Origin of the sequence: Devosia sp. LjRoot3 (genome assembly GCF_964252865.1) — a bacterium.
Taxonomy (GTDB): domain Bacteria; phylum Pseudomonadota; class Alphaproteobacteria; order Rhizobiales; family Devosiaceae; genus Devosia.
Genome location: NZ_CAXUPK020000008.1, coordinates 19,639 through 35,975 on the forward strand (window position 1 = coordinate 19,639; position 16,337 = coordinate 35,975).

General features: G+C 59.1%; 17 protein-coding genes and 1 pseudogene. 6 read left to right on the forward strand and 12 right to left on the reverse strand.

What is annotated here, in order from left to right:
• Nucleotides 1-138 precede the first annotated feature (138 nt).
• Both ACSQ2A_RS21690 and ACSQ2A_RS21695 read left to right on the forward strand, forming a co-directional pair.
• On the forward strand, nt 139-402 hold the full coding sequence (locus tag ACSQ2A_RS21690; RefSeq protein WP_436073928.1) for a hypothetical protein: 264 nt from the start codon (nt 139-141) through the stop codon (nt 400-402).
• Between the two features lie 63 nt (nt 403-465).
• Nucleotides 466-1,140 (forward strand): hypothetical protein, encoded by a 675-nt coding sequence (locus ACSQ2A_RS21695; RefSeq protein ID WP_436073929.1) that lies wholly within the window; start codon nt 466-468, stop codon nt 1,138-1,140.
• Between the two features lie 30 nt (nt 1,141-1,170).
• Here ACSQ2A_RS21695 and ACSQ2A_RS21700 read toward each other — a convergent pair whose 3' ends face one another.
• The 10 genes and pseudogenes from ACSQ2A_RS21700 to trpC all read right to left on the reverse strand — a co-directional run bounded on the left by ACSQ2A_RS21700 (nt 1,171) and on the right by trpC (nt 11,654).
• Nucleotides 1,171-1,851, reverse strand: coding sequence for a DUF1236 domain-containing protein (locus ACSQ2A_RS21700; protein ID WP_436073930.1), 681 nt, complete (start codon nt 1,849-1,851; stop codon nt 1,171-1,173).
• A gap of 67 nt (nt 1,852-1,918) precedes the next feature.
• The gene (locus ACSQ2A_RS21705; protein ID WP_436073931.1) at nt 1,919-2,125 is read right to left on the reverse strand and encodes a hypothetical protein; all 207 of its coding nucleotides are present in this window, start codon (nt 2,123-2,125) and stop codon (nt 1,919-1,921) included.
• 162 nt (nt 2,126-2,287) lie between these two features.
• Nucleotides 2,288-3,739, reverse strand: coding sequence for a DUF6600 domain-containing protein (locus tag ACSQ2A_RS21710; RefSeq protein ID WP_436073932.1), 1,452 nt, complete (start codon nt 3,737-3,739; stop codon nt 2,288-2,290).
• Between the two features lie 64 nt (nt 3,740-3,803).
• Nucleotides 3,804-4,256, reverse strand: coding sequence for a DUF1236 domain-containing protein (locus tag ACSQ2A_RS21715; protein WP_436073933.1), 453 nt, complete (start codon nt 4,254-4,256; stop codon nt 3,804-3,806).
• 314 nt (nt 4,257-4,570) lie between these two features.
• Entirely contained in the window at nt 4,571-5,908 is a 1,338-nt protein-coding gene (locus ACSQ2A_RS21720; RefSeq protein ID WP_436073934.1) for an ATP-binding protein, read from the reverse strand.
• Nucleotides 5,905-6,567 (reverse strand): response regulator transcription factor, encoded by a 663-nt coding sequence (locus ACSQ2A_RS21725; RefSeq protein ID WP_436073935.1) that lies wholly within the window; start codon nt 6,565-6,567, stop codon nt 5,905-5,907. The genes ACSQ2A_RS21720 and ACSQ2A_RS21725 overlap by 4 nt, the downstream gene beginning before the upstream one ends.
• A complete protein-coding gene (locus ACSQ2A_RS21730; protein WP_436073936.1) occupies nt 6,564-7,097 on the reverse strand; it encodes a PepSY domain-containing protein in 534 nt (177 codons plus the stop codon). The genes ACSQ2A_RS21725 and ACSQ2A_RS21730 overlap by 4 nt, the downstream gene beginning before the upstream one ends.
• A gap of 1,051 nt (nt 7,098-8,148) precedes the next feature.
• A pseudogene (locus ACSQ2A_RS21735) lies at nt 8,149-9,186 on the reverse strand (IS110 family transposase).
• A gap of 378 nt (nt 9,187-9,564) precedes the next feature.
• A complete protein-coding gene (locus tag ACSQ2A_RS21740; RefSeq protein ID WP_436073937.1) occupies nt 9,565-9,972 on the reverse strand; it encodes a response regulator in 408 nt (135 codons plus the stop codon).
• An 884-nt stretch (nt 9,973-10,856) separates the two neighbouring features.
• A complete protein-coding gene (gene trpC / locus ACSQ2A_RS21745; protein ID WP_436073938.1) occupies nt 10,857-11,654 on the reverse strand; it encodes an indole-3-glycerol phosphate synthase TrpC in 798 nt (265 codons plus the stop codon).
• Nucleotides 11,655-11,952: 298 nt separating this feature from the next.
• Between trpC and ACSQ2A_RS21750 the strand changes: the two genes are divergently transcribed.
• A complete protein-coding gene (locus ACSQ2A_RS21750; RefSeq protein ID WP_436074033.1) occupies nt 11,953-12,243 on the forward strand; it encodes an HU family DNA-binding protein in 291 nt (96 codons plus the stop codon).
• 316 nt (nt 12,244-12,559) lie between these two features.
• On the opposite strand, the gene ACSQ2A_RS21755 is transcribed toward ACSQ2A_RS21750, so the two are convergent.
• Nucleotides 12,560-13,411: a putative bifunctional diguanylate cyclase/phosphodiesterase gene (locus ACSQ2A_RS21755; RefSeq protein WP_436073939.1), complete on the reverse strand. Its 852-nt coding sequence runs from the start codon at nt 13,409-13,411 to the stop codon at nt 12,560-12,562.
• 752 nt (nt 13,412-14,163) lie between these two features.
• On the opposite strand from ACSQ2A_RS21755, the gene ACSQ2A_RS21760 reads away from it, so the two are divergent.
• Nucleotides 14,164-14,388 (forward strand): hypothetical protein, encoded by a 225-nt coding sequence (locus tag ACSQ2A_RS21760; protein ID WP_436073940.1) that lies wholly within the window; start codon nt 14,164-14,166, stop codon nt 14,386-14,388.
• A gap of 87 nt (nt 14,389-14,475) precedes the next feature.
• Here ACSQ2A_RS21760 and ACSQ2A_RS21765 read toward each other — a convergent pair whose 3' ends face one another.
• Entirely contained in the window at nt 14,476-14,772 is a 297-nt protein-coding gene (locus ACSQ2A_RS21765; protein ID WP_436073941.1) for a hypothetical protein, read from the reverse strand.
• 529 nt (nt 14,773-15,301) lie between these two features.
• Here ACSQ2A_RS21765 and ACSQ2A_RS21770 point away from each other — a divergent pair.
• A complete protein-coding gene (locus tag ACSQ2A_RS21770; RefSeq protein ID WP_436073942.1) occupies nt 15,302-15,697 on the forward strand; it encodes a hypothetical protein in 396 nt (131 codons plus the stop codon).
• Between the two features lie 115 nt (nt 15,698-15,812).
• A complete protein-coding gene (locus ACSQ2A_RS21775; RefSeq protein ID WP_436073943.1) occupies nt 15,813-16,232 on the forward strand; it encodes a GNAT family acetyltransferase in 420 nt (139 codons plus the stop codon).
• Nucleotides 16,233-16,337 lie beyond the last annotated feature (105 nt).

The window sequence follows — 16,337 nt, forward strand, 5'->3', positions numbered from 1 at the left end:
CTTCGACAGCTGGCGTTTGCTAACCACCCTACTAAACGTTCAACGGTGTTCTCTGCCAAACTGACCCGGCGTGTCAGGTGGATGTCAGGCACCCTATGTTAGCGTCCTGCGTCGAAGCTAGAACGCAAGGAACGCTCCATGATCAAGTCAGCAAGCGTGGCAGTCGCCATCGCCCTCTTCGCCACGTCGGGCACGTACGCTGGTCCCGAGACCAATATTGGTGGAGGCAAGCACTATGAACTGGTGGATGGCACGACCTTTACCAATGCCGGCGCAATGATCCAGCATCTGCGGGACCGGGAGAACGGCTACGCATCCGGAAATCCCAAGGACATCGTTGAAGCCTATCCGGAGGAATTCGAGAATGTGGGCGATCTAATCCACCAGAAGCGGGTGGACTGACTCGCCGCGGCGGCGGGACCGCCGCCGCCTCCCTCTTCCTATTCGGATTTCGCGAGATTGCTCATGACCGGATCACGGCTTCGCTACTCGCTGGACGCCGCAATTGGCAGGCCTCAGGACTGGTTTTTCAGCTGGATGCTGATGGACGATGTGACCTTCGGTTCGACGTGCGGCTTTTGCGGACAATCCCGGCAGCGCATTAGTTATGAAATCATGCGCGATGCCGACCGCCTGTGGGTCTGCCAGCGATGCGCCGGGCGCTATTGCCTTGGTGGAATGCTCGATGGCGCCGCGCTCGACCAAGAGACGATACGTGGCCAGGTGCACGGTCTTACGGCGCGGCTCAAGCAGCGAACCTGCCAGGACATCGTGCGCAAGGTATCGACGGGCGCTGACGACCAAGCGCTGCTGGAAGTGGCCCTCTATTTTGACCGCAACCTGCAGCTGTCGCCGCTGCATGCCGCTCGGCTTTTCCTGGCTATCGAAGCACTGGAGGAGCCAATCGATCGGCGTGTCTTCGAGGTGCAGACGCGCAGCCAAGCGCACCAGCATGAATTCGGGGAACTCGATAACGCCGCTCGATCCATGGTCTGGCCGGCTCTGACACAACAGAAGCGTCGGTTGACGTCGCTTGGTTTCGCTCCCAAGGGCCTTGGTCGGTCGAAAGACGCTTCCCAACGACAGGTTGGATGCCCGGCGCATCCAAAACATCATTCACAGATCCACACGCTTACCTAAGATGGGCCGGCATAAGCCGGCCCATCTTCCTTAGCGGACGACGTAGACGATGCGACGCGAGCCGGGATCGACCAGCACGGGCTGCCCATTGATGTATACATATTGGTACTCGTAATCTGGGATGGCCTGGAGGGCGACAGTGTCGGGAACGCCCGCACCGATAACCACCTCCCCATCGAGATAGACCGGATCGAGCGGGTTGGCAGTTACATAAGTCCGCGCGACTTCCGGCGGATCGATGATGGCGCCAGCTGTTGCGCCACTGGTGGTGCCGACAGCACCGCCCACTATGGCACCTACGGGGCCACCGACGAGGGCGCCGACTACGGCACCGGTCGCGGCGCCAGCCACCGCGCCGCCAGCGGCGGAACCATCATCCTGGTAGGTCACGGTGGCGACGCCAGCAGTGGGAGAGCGGTCGGTGAGGACTACGACATTGCCCGACAGGTCGGCGGTGAGATAGTCCGAATACGACCAGCCGCTGACGCCATTGGCCGTCACCTGACACCACTTGCTGGCGTCAAGGCAGCCTTCCACGGTGGCGCTACCGCCAGCCGCGATAAAGCCCACGGAAGGGAAATGCGGCCCTGGGCCGGAGCGTATGTTGAGCTCAGTCGTGGCGGTAGCCATGGTCGACTGTGCGAGTGCGGCGCCGGAAAAACCGACCGAGGAAAGAGCAGCGAGGGCAATGAGTGTGAGATGCTTTGTCATTTGAAATCTCCTTGCGGCGCAGGTTAGGCACCTGTGCAATCGTCAAAGTCTGAGGGAAGAAAAGGCGTCACTCGGTGACGGTGACGTTGGGCAGGTCGACTTTGACGGTGTCGCCATTGGTGGAAATGCCACCATTGACCAGCCAGACGATCAGGATCACGGCAAACACGGCGGCAATGATCCCGCCGATGACGCCAAATGGACTACCGCTGTCGACCACAACGGTTTCGGTGCTGGAAGGACGTTCGATGATGGTTTCACGTTCGATTGGCATGCTTGCCTCCGTCTTGGTGATGGAAGGTAAACGGTCGCATCAGGTCTAAGTTGCTTTAAGTAACTGATTTTATTGTGATATATTGATTATTGATGCCGTAAGCCAATTGTCAGGAAAGGCGAGCAAGAAGAAGGGGCGGCCGGAGCCGCCCCGTGCTTTTGATTACTGTGCCTCCGGTGGACACTTTCCATCCACCCGGACTTCGGGCGGGCAGGGGAGCTCATCGGCCGGCTGCGCCTCTGGCGCAGGGGCAGCTTCTTCGGCCGGAGGTGCTTCCGAAGGAGCTGCTTCCTCAGCAGGGGGAGCTACTTCATCTGCTGGAGCCTCTTCTGTAGGGGGCTGCTGTTCGATGGGCGCCGCCTCAGGTGCCGCAGGCTGCTCCATTGTCTCGGCCGGCGGGGCCGTCGCTTCCGGCACCGGAGCCTCAGGCTCTTCTGTAGGTGCCGAGGGTTGTTCGGCCGGCTCCTGTTCTTCGGTCACTGGACATTGGCCATCGACCATGGATTCGGGCGGGCAAGGTGGCTCATCGGCGGCGGGCTGCTCTTGCGTCGCGGCAGGTTGCTCGGTATCTGTCGAGGCCGGTTCGTCTGGCTGGAGCCCGGCATCGGGAGCAGCCTCGGGAGCGGCAGCGTCAGGGGATGGCGGGGCAGCTTCGGTGTCGCCTTCGGCGGGCATTGCCGGCTGTTCCTCGTCGGGCGCTGCAGGCTGAGCCTCGAGGTCGGCTTCACCTTCGGCTGCGATCTCGGCAGTCGCACCAGCCGTGCCGCCGGCTGCTTCGATCGCCTCGGGGGCTTCGGCCTCTTCGACAGCCTCGGGAGGGGCGGCTTCGGTCTCGGTCGCGGCAACATCCTGGTCGAAGACGGCGATGGTCTGGGCTTCGACTGCAACCGACTGTTCCGCGGGACTTGTGGCTTCCTGCGGCTGATAGACGATCACCTGCTGGTTGATGGTCTGCTCGATATAGGTGACGTCAATGACATTGTTGACGACAACGTCACCCTCAACCACGACCGGCCCCAGAAACTGGGTCTGGGCGTAATAATCGGGCTGATCGCTGCCGATGATGATGCTGACGGCGAGGTCGGGTTCGATGAAGCGCTCGGTGGGAACGAAGACCCAATAGCCTTCCGGCAGATCGCGCTCGCGCACGACGACACTGACGGCATAGCCATCTTCTTCCGGCGGCAGCGGCGCCCAGCCGACGATGCTGTCGCTGCGGCGCCAGCTCACCCAAGCCGGCGCCCATTTGGTGCCCGGAACCCAGCACCAGCCGAGGTCGCGATCTGGGAACCAGCGGCCGTAGTGATAGGTGGCCCATGCAAAGGGCTCATCGGAGGCAAAATACCAGCCGCGGCCTTCGACATAGAGCCAGCGTCCTTGGGTGTAAGGACGCCAGCTGGCATCGACGCCGGTGGGGCAGAAGACATATTGGTAGCGGGCGTGGCGCACCCAGACACCATGCGGTTGCAATTGATCGAAAAACAGCTGGAAGCTCACGCTGGCCGACTGGGCTTGCGCCGCTGTGGCCGAGAAGGGAAGGCTTGGCGAGAGGGTGACGACGGGAAGGCTCAGGACAGCCAGCGCAACGCCGGCAAGAAGACGCGATCTCAACATGATCGTCCTCATGAGTTGGGGCCATGAAAAAAGGCGGCCATCCGAAGGTGGCCGCCGTGCGGGATCATTTCGCTTCGACGGCCACGACCGTGCCCGGGGAATAGACGACGGTTCGATCGGTCATATTGACGAAGTAGGCGCGGTCATTGGTGTAGAAATAGCCGTGGGCGCTATCACCTTCGATGACGTGAAGCTCCACTTCGGCGGGGACGACGTAGCCGACCTGGATATCGCCATCAATCACCACGGGATCAGTGGGATTGAGACGCACATAGTCCACCGAGGACGCCTCGACCCCTCCGACAGCACCAATCGTTGCGCCAGTGAAGCCGCCGATGGCGGCACCGAGCGGGCCGAATACGAGGCCGCCGACGACAGCACCGGTAACGCCGCCAGCTGCGCCCCCAACTGCGGCATTGGCATTGGCGTCAGCATCGCCCTTGATGATCTGGGCCTGAGCAACGGCAGGCATGCCAAGCAGAGCAACGGCAACAGCGCTAAAAATGATCTTCTTCATTCTATCCTCACTCAAAAGCTAGAGATGTGGATAGAAATTCGTAATTACTTGTTTTGTTCCAATATGTGATCGCGCATTTTGGGTATTTCAGAAGTATTACAGGTAATGTAATTCTTTTGTAATGAAAAATACTTGATGAAACTGGAACTGCGCGCCGCGATTTGACCTTAACATCCAATATGAAAAGGGGTTCATTATGCTCATACTTCTTGCTATGGCCGGCTCGGTTGTCGCCGCCCTTGTTGTCGGAATTTATCTCAGCATTTCGGTGGGGGAGGAGGAGGTGCCCGTCTTTGCCGACGAGCCATCCGAACTCAGCGCCGGGCGAGAGGTAGACGCATATCCACGGTCAGGCCGCCACGCCGACCTTGCTGATAGGCTATGGCGCCGCCATTGAGCTCGAGAATTTCGGTGGCGATGGCAAGGCCCAGCCCCGTGCCCGGAACCGCTTCATCAAGGCGTGCACCGCGACGGCCAAGCTTCTCGATTTTCTTCGCCGGAATACCGGGGCCATCATCGGTAATCTTGAGCACGGCCATTTCGGCCTGGCGCAAAACCTGCACCACCACCGAGCTATTGGCCCATTTGGAGGCGTTCTCCAGGGTCACGCCCACCAGTTCCATCAGGTCTTGCCGGTGGATGTCGACATGCATGTCATCGCCGAGCTCGGCCAGCCAATGCAGTCGCTCTCCGCTCTCGGTCTTTCTCAGCACGGTCACGGTGCGCAGGATAGCGGTATTGAGGGAACTGCTTTCCCGATGTTCACCCGAGCGCGTTCGAAGCGAGGCGAGGCGCATCTGGTAGTCTACCCGGCTCGACATTTCGAGGGCTAGTTCGTCGAGCGAAATCGCTTCCGCCTCTTCGCCGCGGTCACGTAGGCGCATGGCAATGCCGTGCAACGCGGCCAGTGGTGTCTTGAGGCCATGGGCGAGATCTGAAGCCCGACGCCGCCCCCGCTGGGCCAGCGCCTCGCGCTCGGACAGAAGCCCATTAACCTCATCGACCAGCGGCTCGATTTCGGAGGCGAAATCTCCTCCCAGCCGGTCCACCTCTCCCCGGCGGACATCATCGACGGCGCTGCGGAGGCGATTGAGCGGCATCAGCACGAGCCGCAACTGTGCCCAGGCCGCCGCGACGATGGCGATGCCAAGAAGGCCGAATAGACGCAGGATATCCCAGCCATACTGGACTCCGGCCTCATGGATACGGTCGTGATCCTCACCAACCGTGACGCGGAAGAGGCGCGTTCCGATCTCGACGGTTCGGCTCACAAGAATCAGGTGTAGCCCGTCACCGTTCACCCAATGGAAAGCCTCGCCATCGGCGACGTCGCTAGTTGGAAGTTCTTGGTCGAACAGCGATCGAGATCGCGCCATGCCCGTGTTGTCGAGCGCCTCGATCTGCCAGTAGCGCCCGCCTAAAGGTGTTTCGTAGCGTGGGTCGGGCAAAGGGGCGAGGATCGTGGTGACGGTTTGCGCGGGGTCGATCAGCGCGACAAGTCGCGACAGCGCTGCGTCGAGATCACCCCGTACGCTGCGTTCCAAATTGTCGACGAACAGAGTTTGCAGAATGAGGCCCGCTAGGATGAGCGAACTGGCGACCATTACAAGAGCCAAGCCCATCAGTCGCAGGCCGAGCGAATTGCGACTCAATAGTCGTCTCCGAGCGTGTATCCAAAGCCCCGGCGCGTCTTGACGACCTCGTGGCCCAGCCGCTTGCGAAGACGCGCCACGAGCACCTCAACGGCGTTGGATTCCCGCTCGAAGTCTTGTCGATAGATGTGCTCGGTGATTTCGAGCTGGGAGACGGTACGGCCACGATTGTGCAGCAGGTATGCTATGAGCCGGAATTCCTGCGGCGTCAGATCCATAGGCAGGCCGTCCTCGGTCACCTGCATGCTGCGCATGTCCAGCTCGTATTTGCCGAAGGGAATGCGCGGCGTCGCCACGCCCTTCGAACGTCGAATGAGGGCGCGGATGCGGGCAACGATCTCAAGGGCATGGAAGGGTTTGACGACATAGTCGTCGGCACCAGCCTCGATACCTTCCACCCGTTCCTCCCACTGGCCGCGGGCGGTCAGGATCAAAACCGGCGTCTCGACTCCTTGGCGCCGCCAGCGTTTTAGTACAGTCAACCCATCCATCTGCGGCAGGCCGAGATCCAGGATTATCGCGTCGAAGGCTTCAGTGTCAGCGCGATACCAGGCAACCTCACCATCCGGTTCGCAATGCACTTCGAAGCCGGATCGTCCGAGTGCGGACTGGAGGACTTCGGCAATCCGCCCGTCATCTTCAGCAACGAGGACTTTCATCGCTCGCTCCCGATGAAGCGGCCCGACTGAGCGTAATAGTATTCCCGAGTGACCCGCCCGTCTGTTCGCAAGACCTTCACGGAATAGACGAGGATCCCCTGCACATTGAGCAATTCGGCGTCGATGACAGAGCCTTCGGAGCGCGCCTGCAAATCGGGCATTAGGCTCGCGAGGCTGACAGCCCTGCCGGCGTTTACCAGGTCCCGGGCATAGTCCTGCGAATGGTGGAGGGTGCCGTAGTCATCCGTCCTAGCGGATTTGTCGGTGGCGGTGCTGTTACTTTGGCCGTTGCCATTGTTGCCACTATTCGCGGCATTGCCATTGCCACTGCTATCGTTTTTGTCGTTCCCGTTCCCGTTCCCGCTGTTTTGGCCTAGGCCATTTCCACTGCCATTGTTGCCGCCGCCATTGCCGTTCTCTTGGCCATTGGCGTTGCCCTGGCCGTTACCATTGCCCTGCCCATTATTCTGGGCGAGCACCGGCGAGGCCGAAAGACACAGCACTGTCAGTATGAGAACGAAGACCCGCATGGCTCTGACATATCCCTTTCAAGCTGACAGAACGCTTACAGAGTATCTAACGGTTGCGTCACTGCGGTCATGTCACCCTGATCTTCGTTGATGCACGTCCCATGCAGGTCTGTCGTCATCCCGCCGCCGATGTCCGATTGCGCTCTCGCCGCCCCCAAACACACGACTGCAATTGGACTTCGGCGGCACTGAAAACGTGGCACTGTGCGGCAGCGCAAAGGCGATGAGGACAACCAACAAATGCTTGCAAGACTTGTGATTATGCTGGCGACCGTTGCGACGATGACCGGAACAGCCAGCGCACACCACAAGCCAGGACATCAGATACCACCGGGCCAAATGAGGAAACTGTATGACCCGACGTTTGTTGTGCTAGCAGAAGCTGAGTCTGTATGCTGGTAACCACAGAGATAGCTGGCGACCCCTACTCTGATATTACTTACTCGGAATGGCTGCCGCGGGCCGAGGCCGAGGCCAAAGCCAACTTGGGATATAGCTTCATCATCTATCATCCGCGTTTGAATAGCGCGCAGGGGTGCGCCGGTTTCTGATGTAGCAAGACTGAACACTGCAGAAGCGCGTGAGAAACAACGATCCTGTCGCGCTCGGGGTGAACATTTTCTAGGATAGCGTCAAAGTCCGCTTTGATAGGCCTTCCGCATAACAGCAGATGGTCAGCCCCCTAGGATGATGCGCTTTATAGCAAACACGAACGGCAGCTTCTCTATCGCGGTTTATGTCAAAGGCCGCACGGCGTTATCTGCCGCCGAGAGGCGGCATGCCGGACTTGCAAGACGCCGACGAGCGGCATGCGTTCAGGGTCAGACTTTGCTGCTCGGCATGAGGTCGTGCCACACGGGGCTCGCGCTTCTCTTCGGGGTCGGCGCTGTGGCCGCCCCATGATGGGGTAAGAGAGGCGGAGTGGATCAATCTTTTGGGCGCCCTTGCCATCCGGCAGGGCCGCTGCCGTTACGATCTCACGCGACCTTCGTCCCTGTGAGGACCTCTTTCCTGCCGAGACAGAACTGTTAATGCTCCTGTAGATGGGCAATCAGGCGGCGGCGGCGGGTTCGCTGCCCCAGCGGAAGTCGGTGCCGTCGGTCCACATTCGGTGCAGGATTACCGCCAGGCGGCGGGCCACGGCGACAGTGGCACGGCGCAAGCCTCACCGTTGCGCGACCCGCATGCCCCAGGCCTTCAACCACGACCACTTGCCGCTATGCTTGAGCAGCGTCTGTGCTGCCTCGTACAGCATCGTTCGCGGCATGATGTCGCCAGACTTCGAGATGCCGCCATCATAGTCGATCTCATCCGACTGGTGACGACGAGGCGTCAGTCCGACATGAACACCCACAGCCCTGGAATGAACAACGCGCTGCGGCTGATCGACAGTCGCGCGGTAGGTCAATGCAACAGCAGCACCAACACCCGGTGCCGTCATCAACCGCCGGCAGACGGGATCATGCCGCACGACGTCGAGCAGCATCTTGTGCAGCCGGGTGAACTCCTGGCGCATCACGCGGCGGATGGTCAGCAGCGGCTCGACGATGGCGGCAAGCCTGGGCAAACCTTCGACCAGCTCGCGGATGCGCTTCTCGAATCCAGCTTGCCCGGCGACGCCGACCTTCAGGCCGAAGTTGCGCAAGGTGCCGCGCAGATCAGCATCGACGTCGAGCATCTTGCGCTGCACCAGCTTACGCGCTGTCAGCAGCATGCGCATCTCCTGGCTGGCCTGCGTCTTCACATGCACTGGTTTGAACAGGCCCACGCGCATCATCTGGGCAATGCCGCGCGCGTCACGTCGGTCGGACTTGTTGATCTGCTGGGCCTTCAGCAGTGACTTCATGTGGCGGGTCTCGACGCAGATCACGGGCAGACCGGCTTCAGCCATACCGTTGACCAGCCACTGCGACAGCGGCCCGGCCTCGATCCCGACGCGACCGTAGTCCTCGCCAATCGACGTCAGCAGCGTGACGATGTCGTCCGGCTCGGACGACACTTTCTGCTCGCATATTACCTTGCCGGCCTCATCGACGACGCACACCGCCGTCTCCACCACCGACACATCCAGTCCAACAAAATAGGCCATTGCCGTTGCTCCTTCCCTCGATGCCGAGGTCAGGTGCGACCTCGCCAGCATCGTACATGAAGGGGCTGCAGCTCCCGATCTCCGAGCGCGCCGCAGCCGCCGCGATACACCATCTTTCAGGAAATCGAGAGTGTGGCCTGAACGCGGGAATGGGGCGCGTTGCGGATCGACGGCTCACGACCCCATTGCGGTCATTTCAACGAGCCAAGTAGTTCGCCAATAGCGGACGTCTTCGACATGTACGACTGGCGCTCGCGGTCAGAGGTGCCAGCGAGCATGAACTCGAGTACCCGATGGCGCCGAAGGGACAGGGGCGGCATCGGGGGCCAAGCCATGTGGTCGCCGGCTTCGACTAGTCGCATGACGAACACTTGCATACTAACCCTGTGGGCCAGCGTCATCGTCATTATTTCGAGAGGAGCCCGCATAACCAAGTGCTGCCATCAACGTTGAGATCTCGTCGAGCCCGAAAGGCTTGCTTAAAAATGCTGTACCATCCGGTAGATCCCTTACGCCCGCTTTCTGTTGGCCTGAGATAACGATAACGCGGAGGTGAGGCCATCGCTCCGTTACGAATTTTGCGAGCATCAATCCGTCAACCGGGCCCGGCATAGCTATATCGGTGATAATTACCCCAACACCCTGCTCGGACTCCAACACCTCAAATGCCTCACCGGCATTCGTCGCTTCCAGCACCTGATAACCGCTTTGCGCCAGATGATCGCTGATGTTGAAGCGAATGAGCGCTTCGTCTTCAACGACGTGTACCTTTGGAAACTTGGACATTCGGCTCTTGCCCTCCGTTTTGGTCCTCACGCCTCAGTTCGCAGTGTAGGCAATTTGAGATTGCAGGACCTGCGGGGATATCAAAACAAGCAGTCAACGCCCGCCTTTCAGCGTCGAAAACTTGGTGTTATTGGTCGGCAAAAACCCACCCCATAAAGCGGGAACCGGTGCAGCCTCCGCTTCGCTAACAAACGGAAGGCCTATCAAGGGGCGTTCGATTTTGGGTGTAAAAACAAGGGTCGCCAGTACAGCTATTACCGCAATCTTGAGGAATGCCGTTCGCCTGCGCCGCTCAGCCAGTGTTCTCATTTTATGGCTCTGAATTGGCTTCTCGATCCGACGATGAACAAATCGACCAAGAGCGTTTCTCGGCCGCAACAAACGCCGGCGTCGGCGCTGGCATTCGCGTCGGTGGTGGTTCCCTGAGAGCCAGGAGCACGGCCACAGCAGTCGAGATTTTCGGTCATTGTGATGCGACCTACTTGAGGCCGCCTTCTTGATTTTTGATCGAAGCCCAACGGCTCAGCTGATCGAGGAGTTCCAGCTAAATTACTGAAATAGTTATTATAAGTTCTGTACAGGACGCGTCAGGAATTTGTCAGCTTTGGCGCGACACTGGCTTTCAGAGGCGTTGTGCTCGGGTTGAACGTTATCTGCCTGCAGCCAACACCGCGATTTACGAGAAACTATGAGGTGAGAAGCAATTCGCCATAGAACGGGAGCGGTCGCAGACACCTTACTTCACGGCTAAGTAGACAGTGAGTCACACTGACTACCGGATCACCGGCGGGTACAAGGCTTTGGTCCACTCGTGACCCAACGCAGACGTTCGTTTTAAGGTCACGGATGCTAGGAAGCTGGACGGGTCTGCGGCCTTCGCGAACTCACGGAGCGGAGATACCGAACAAAAGGGTGCGTGTGGCTCGAGTCAAATCGTCTTGGAGCATTAGGCTTTCGCCGACCAGGAAGCGTCGAATCCCCGCCGTGGCCATTTTGTCGAGGTCGGATCGTGTGCGCAGGCCGCTTTCGGAAACCAACTGGCGATCTGCCGGAACCAGTGACGCAAGTTCCAGACTGCGCGCGGTGTCGACATGAAGCGTGTCCAAGTTTCGATTGTTGATACCGACCAGCCGCGATTTCAGATTGAGAGCTCGCTCGAGCTCAGCGGCGTCGTGAACTTCAATAAGCGCGTCCATCCCCCAGTGTTGAGCCGCGTCCTCGAGTTCGGCGGCAACCGCATCCTCAACCCCCGCCATAATGATGAGCACGCAATCGGCCCCCAAGGCGCGAGCCTCGACGACCTGGTACGGATCGTACAGAAAGTCCTTTCGCAAAACAGGCAGGCTCACTGCATCTCTGGCCTCAGTCAGGTAGCTCGGCTGTCCTTGGAAGCTAGGAAAGTCAGTCAAAACCGAAAGACAAGTTGCTCCTCCAGCTTCGTACGCCCTTGCAAGCGCCTCGGGATCGAAGTCTGTCCGAATAATCCCGCTGGATGGGCTTGCCTTTTTAATCTCAGCAATGAGAGCGAAGCCTGTTTCTGAGGTTTTGCTCAGTGCCGAGGCGAAGCCCCGGGTTGGCGGAGCAGCGCGGGCTGCTTCCTCAAGCATGGCCAACGGGGTGTTTTGTTTGGCCCGTGCGACTTCATCGAGCTTGTAGGTGCGGACCTTGTCGAGAATGCTCATGTCGCTACGGGCCAGTGCAAAAATGGAATGTGGGTAGGGGTGTACGCCGGATACTGGCTTATATGGAAGACGGCAGATGGGTTTTCTGGGTTCCTAACGTCGCCGACGCGGGGAGCGAGGCTTTTCGTCGCCGGCACTCATTTTGGTCTGCAACGTCAAGCGGCCATCTGAGGGATTTGAAAAATCGATCCTTCGTCAGCCATTTGTCAGGTTCGTTCCAATACACTGCATCTAGTTTTTGACGCCATTTCTTGTGTGGCGCTGGGAGCAAGGACTGGTGGCAACGATTACGCGGGCGATGATTTCTTCGACGATATCGGAAAGGACAGGAATCCCCAGGTCCGATATCCAGCAGGTCAGTCGAAGAATGTTCGAGATGATTGGTGATGCTCTGCAAGAGAGGGAAACGGTCAAACTGGCGAATTTCGCGACGCTAGCTCTTAGATCGCGGGCCGAGCGCACCGGCAGAAACCCCAGGACCGGCGAGTCGTATCCGATCGCAGCTCGCCACATCGTAAGCCTGGTGGCGGGTGCCGACCTCACCGAGAAGCTCACCAAAGCCAAGTCACAGGAGGCGCAAAGAGACTAGATGACCCAGGACTAAGGCGGGTCGGTCTATCATGTCGATGCGGGAACGCGGTGGTCATGATCGAACACGACATGCGGGCCGTAGCGCATGCGGACTGGGTGATCGACGTCGGGCCAGAAGCAGGTGATGCTGGGGGACGCATTATGGCTAATGGTTCGCCCCGCCTGGTGTCTCAAGCGAAGGACAGTAGGACCGCTCCCTTCCTTGCTCAGGAACTGGCGGCACGATCGTCTAAAGCGCCCTAGGCGATTCAAAGGGTGGCTCAAAGCGCTTGGTGCACCAACCGTCGACCCGCCGCTGCGGTGAGTTACCCAGGCTAGCCGGCTATAGTGAGGTTCGACTGATCGAGAAGGTCGTCTAGTGCGGAGCTATCCAGGGGACGAGCCAAGAGGTAGCCCTGCAACTGATCGCAGCCCATAGCGATAAGCAAGTTTTTTTGCGCCTCCGTTTCGACGCCCTCGGCGGTGAGTTTCATTTTCATCGCTCGCCCCAAGTCGATGATCGAACGAACAATGCTGTCGATCTCCACATTTAGGCCCAGCTGCGCCGTGAAGGACTGGTCGATTTTCAGTTTGTCGACACCAAAAGTGCGCAGATAGCTAATCGATGAATAACCGGTGCCAAAGTCGTCCAGCGCCACCCGTATGCCATGGGCGCGGAGCACCCGCAGCGTCTCCTGCACCTCGGATGAGTTTTGTAGCAGGAGTCCCTCCGTCACCTCGATCTCAAGCCGCGTTGGATGAAGGCCAGTGTCAGCAAGAACTTCGAACACTCGGTCTGCGAACCGCTCATCGCGGAATTGGATCGGCGAGACATTGACCGCTACCCAGGGGAGCGATGATCGCGCCGCGAAACTGCAAGCCCGGCGTAGCGCCCAAAGACCTAGCTGCTTGATTAATCCGCGCTCCTCCGCCAGCTTGATGAAGGCCGCCGGCGATAGGGAACCTCTGACTGGATGATCCCAGCGAAGCAGCGCTTCCGCACCGAGGATATGTTGCGTGCGGCTGCAAAAGATTGGCTGGTAAGCAAGTTTCAGGCCCTGATCTGCACGTAGCGCCTCGCGAAGATCGAGCTCAAGGGCAAGCCGCTCACGAACGACAGCGCCGAGTTCACCACCATAGAGCATATAGCGGTTACGCCCGCCCGTCTTGGCTTCATAAAGCGCCATGTCGGCGCGCCCTATAAGGTCCTCGGCAGACAAATCTCCGCTGTGAGAAGACATCAGCCCGCCTGACCCGTGACGATTTTGGCGCGGTCGATAATCGCTTCGAGAGTAGCTGAGGAGACTCTCCTCAGCCGATCGGAAATTGTCAGCCGCATGATAGCGCTGATCGGGTAAAGCACGTCGTGTGACGCACGTGGTGCCAAGCCGTAGGCGTCAACAAAAACTGGCTAGTGCAGCTGGGTGTTGGATGCCTAAGAGCGTCCAGCTCATGTCGGCGGATCTCTCGCTGAGATCCATAGCGCCACGACGTCGCGCTTGATGCCTCGGCAATTTTTGCCCGGTCGATAAATGAATTCGTGAGGCTTCATCAAAGGGCATTGCGGGTAGGAACGCTTCCAAATAAGTTTCTGGCGGTATTCGATACGATTGTAGCTATCGTGGACAGAGCGGGCAGTTCCTGAAAGCTCCGGATAGAGTCGAGCCACATCCTGCGGCCTTAGTCTCGACGAGGAAGTGGGGGCAATGCTGGACCCGGAGGCCACTTCCGGGCACTGGCTGGGGCGCACGATCCATAGTCGGATCCAAAGGAATCAGCATTCTATCAGACGCTTGTAAGTCTCGATCTCTGGCGTCCGTTAGCTAGTACAGCCTGAAATCAGACTCACCGCTTCCAACCCCATAGCGGGTTTTTGATCGCGGATGACGCAACCGTCCACAGTGCCATCGGTTTCCGTCCTTTCCAGACGGGAACGATCATGACCGACTATAATGTGACACCAGACGAGCTCAAAACCCTGGCCCTGTTCCAGTCTGACGAAGCGCCATCCGAAGTAGATACCGAGCACCTCGCCAAGCTGTTGTCTTTGGCATTGCTTATTCAGCGCGAAGGCGGCACCGAACTCAGCGACTCTGGCCGCACCCTGCTCGCAACCAACGGCACATCGCACACAACGCACGTTGAAGGCTCGGGCCGGATCTGAGTTTCACTTCGCCGAAGCGAGCCAGGCCAGAACCGACCAAGACACAAACCCGCCAGGCTTTCGCTTAGCGGGTTGTCTTTCGAGCGATCAGTTTGGTTTGCAGTACAGCAGCATCGTCGTGATCAGGCCCTGCAGCTCGCTACGAACTTCAAGCGCCAGATCCTTGGACATAAGCGTTCGCGTTTCAGGGTTCCCCGACTGCAATGCCTCTATGTCAGCATCCACCAGGTCGAGAGAGCATTCCATTTCGACAAGGGTCAGGGGATCGCCTACGCCGGTGCGGATGGCTTTCTGAACTTCTTGCCGATACCTGGCCATATCAGGCTGCCATTCAGCGATGGCATATGCATACGAGGATCGAGAGTTAGTGAGTTGAGTTCCCATCTTGAATTCCACCAAAGCACACTTGATTGACATGTGGTTCAGTGTCGAAAACATCGACGGGAAAAAGATAGTTAGTCTGTTCTCCCCGTCAAGTATGCCGGAGCGACTTGAGGATGGTAAGTTTGGGCATCTCACATCGCGCTTGCTTACCTGACGTGTAGGCTACGAGATCCGCAGCCACGACCTGACGTCATTCCGAGATACTTCTGAGCTACCAAGCAGGCTACTGCTGCGGCGATTACAGTGAAAAGGATCAGGAGGGCAAATGCGCTTTGACGCGTCCTGGAAAGGCCTCTACCGCGCCGAGCACTATCGAGACGGCTATGGCCCACATCGACCAAGCGCGCGCCAGTAGCGCACGCCAGTTGGGGACGAATGGGTTGGCCATCTCGGCCTCCTTTGAAATGTGAAGTAGGGACCGCCGATAAGGCCAATGCCCTCCCGGATGGTATCGGCCTCACAGAGCGCGATGGCAACGGCCTGCGCCTCCTGCCAAGCGCCAAGCCGGTCAGGTTCATCTGATACCCCGATGCCGTTTGTCGAGTGCGCAGGCGAATTTGGCAAGGGCCTCTTCATTCTCTGCCGGACTTCCAATCCCGGTGCCGGCTGGATCCAGGACAAGATCGCCGGCAACAGGTTGATCTCTGACCGTGTCGCAGACCTTATCGCCGCACTGGCGACCGGCGAGCCCGACGTGTTGAGCCCGTTTGGCGCGGTGATCGGGGCAACCGTGCCACAGGAGGGGCGCCGCCTGCGGCACCTTCTGCCTCGCTCCATCATTCTCGCGCCTGGTCTTGGCGTTCAGGGCGGCGATGCTGATGCCATCCATTCGCTTCGCGGCACTCGCCTCGGGGACCTGTTAGTCCCTGTCTCGCGCGGGCTGACTCGTGTTGATGTGTTCCGCTCGACGTCTATCGCTCCATGATCCTGGAACGCGTTGAACACTTCAAAGCGGCCATCGCCTACGACTACAATCAGAAGCTGTCTGCTGCCGGGTGATACCGGACAAGTCCGGTGTATCCGCGAACAGAGGGATGGGCATGACCGAGGTTGTCACCTACGAGGACAGTCATTTCGCTGAAATCAAATCGCTCTGGGAGGAGGCGTTTCCCAACGACTCGGCATGGAATGCAGCGGAGGTTTCCATCGCCGAGAAGCTTCGCTTTCAACCCGACTTGATGCTGGTCGCCGTCGATGGTGACCGGGTTTGCGGCTCCGTCATGGCTGGGTATGAAGGGCATCGAGGCTGGATTTCTCGAATTGCGGTCAGTCGATCCCATCGGGGCAGTGGTGTTGGGAGCAAGCTCCTGCTTGAAGCAGAGCGTCGCCTGCTGGCTTTGGGCTGTGTGAAAGTGAACCTGCAAGTGGTCCAATCCAACTCAGGGGCCGTCGCCTTTTATGAGAAGTCCGGTTATGCGATCGAACCCCGTATCAGCATGAGCAAGCTCATCCGACGTTAGGCTGTGGAGGGGGCCGCATATGCGTAGAGCCGCCGTTCACGCCTCGAAATCGGACCGTCCGTTTCCCACCCCGAAGAGGTCGGTCTCAGACCGACCCCTTTGCGC